The organism is Wenjunlia tyrosinilytica, assembly GCF_014646055.1.
Lineage (GTDB): Bacteria > Actinomycetota > Actinomycetes > Streptomycetales > Streptomycetaceae > Wenjunlia > Wenjunlia tyrosinilytica.
Genome location: NZ_BMMS01000119.1, coordinates 1 through 2,451, shown reverse-complemented (window position 1 = coordinate 2,451; position 2,451 = coordinate 1). Strand labels below are relative to the sequence as shown.

At 71.4% G+C, this 2,451-nt stretch carries 1 protein-coding gene; it reads right to left on the bottom strand.

Annotated features, from left to right (window positions below):
• On the bottom strand, positions 1 to 2,408 hold a 2,408-nt coding region (locus tag IEY86_RS35770), incomplete at its 3' end, for a SpnB-like Rossmann fold domain-containing protein (RefSeq protein ID WP_444545863.1).
• Between the last annotated feature and the right edge of the window lie 43 nt (positions 2,409 to 2,451).

Below are 2,451 nucleotides of genomic sequence, written 5' to 3'. Positions count from 1 at the left end.
ATCGGCACCGACGCCGCCTGAGCGAACGACCAACCCGCCGGAATCCGCACCACCGTGCGAGCATCCGCGACCGCCACCGGCCCGAACGCTCCGAAGAACATGCCCATCACGCGGTCGCCGACAGCCACACCGACCACATCCGGTCCGACCTCGGTGACCACACCCGCGCCCTCGCCGCCCAGCAGGCCGGCTTCACCCGGATACATGCCGAGGGCGTTCAGCACATCGCGGAAGTTCAGCCCCGCCGCCCGTACGGCCACGCGCACCTGACCGGCAGCGAGCTGCGCCGTCACTTCGGGGCAGGCGGTCAGCGCCAAGCCCTCCAAGGTGCCCTTCTCCACGGCGTCCAGGCGCCATGCGGCCGTGTTGTCCGGCGCGGTCAACACGGGCCGGACGACCGATCGTCCGAGCCGCGGAACGTAGGCCAGATCCCCGCGCAGCGCCAGCTCCGGCTCACCCGAGGCCAATGCCCCCGCGAACGCGGCCGTATCCCAGGACCGTACGGCCTCGTCCACATCGACCAGCACAAACCGTCCGGGGTTCTCCACCGCGGCCGCCCGCACCAGGCCCCACACGGCGGCCAGTGCCGGATCCGGGCGACCCTGATCGACGGCCACCGCGCCTTCGGTGACCACCGCCAGGCGCGCGTCCTCGTACCGAGGCTCGGCCAGCCACTCCTGCACCAGCCCCAGCACCTGGCCGGTCACCGCGTGAGTCGCCTCAATGACGTGACCGACGGGACGCTCCACGCGCACCACGACATGACCGGGTACCTCGGCGTCCCCGCCGGCCACGACGTCCAGCTCCACGCAGTCCGCTGTTGAAACGGCAGGCAACGACAGCGTCGTCCAGTCCACTTGGAAGAGCGCGTCCCGATGGGCGCTCCCACTCGCGCCACTGACCTGTTCCCCGGTGACCTGCCGCAACGTCAGCGACTCGATCGAGGCCACGGCACCACCCGCGGCGTCCGCCAACTCCAGCGCGACGGCCTCCGGTCCGGCCTGCACCATCCGGACCCGAAGCGCCGGGGCACCCGACGCCCACAGCGACACGCCACCCCAGGAGAAGGGCAACCGCCCATGGCCCGTGTTGTCCTCCAGCGAAACGAACATCATGGCGTGCAGGGCCGAGTCGAGCAGTGCCGGATGCACACCGAACCCACCGGCCAAGCCTTCGTGCTCCTGCGGCAGCCCCACCTCGGCGAAGACCTCGTCCCCGCGCCGCCACACCGTCCGCAGGCCCTGGAACACCGGGCCGTACGCGAAGCCCAGCTCCGCGAACCGCTCGTAGAAGTCGTCCACCCGCATGGCCACGGCACCCGGGGGCGGCCATGCCCCGAAGTCGAAGGCGGTGGCCGGCGGCGCGGCGGTCTCGGCGGTCAGCAGACCGCTGGCATTGAGCGTCCACGGCTGGTCGTCCGGAGCATCCCCCGGGCGGGAGTACACCTCCACCGTCCGGCCGCCCGACTCGTCCGAGCCACCCACCCCGACCTGTACCCGCACCCCACCGCGCTCGGGAACCACCAGCGGGGCGGCGATGGTCAGCTCCTCCACCCGACCGCAGCCCACCTGGTCCCCGGCCCGCACCGCCAGTTCCAGGAAGCCCGTGCCCGGGAAGAGCACCGTTCCCGTCACCGCGTGATCCCTGAGCCACGGATGCGACTGCAGCGACAACCGTCCCGTGAACAGGACCCCGTCGCTGCCCGCCACCTCCACGGCGGCGCCCAGCAACGCATGCTCCGCCGACACGAGACCCGCCGAACCGAGATCACCGAGGACGACGCCGGAGAAGTGCGGCCAGTAGCGCCGACGCTGGAAGGCATATGTCGGCAGAGCGACTCGGCGCGCTCCCGTGCCGGCGAACAGCGCCGACCAGTCCACTTCACCGCCGTGCGTGAACACACCCGCCACGGCGGACAGGAGTTCATTCGCCTCGGAACGGTCCTTGCGCAGAGCGGGCACCAGGAGAAGCGCGTCCCCTTCCACACACCCCTGCGCCATCGCCGTCAAAGTGCCGTCCGGGCCCAACTCCAGGAAACGGCTGACCCTGCGCTCCTCCAACCGGCGAACGCCGTCGGAGAAGCGGACCGCCTGGCGGACATGGCCCACCCAGTAGTCGGGACAGGAGAGCTCCTTNTGCGCCACCCGGCGGAACTCCTCGAGCATCGGCTCCATCAACGGGGAGTGGAACGCATGGCTCACCCGCAGCCGAGAGGTCTTGCGCCCCAGGTCGCCGAAGTGCTCGGCGATCTCGACGACCGCCTTCTCCTGACCGGAAACCACGGTGGAGGCCGGGCCGTTGACCGCCGCGATCCCCACCTCGTGCTCCCGGCCCTCGAGCAGCGGCAGCACCTCCGCCTCCGATGCCCGCACCGACACCATCGCCCCGCCGCACGGCAGCGCCTGCATCAACCGGCCACGCGCGGCCACCAGACGGCACGCGTCCTCCAGC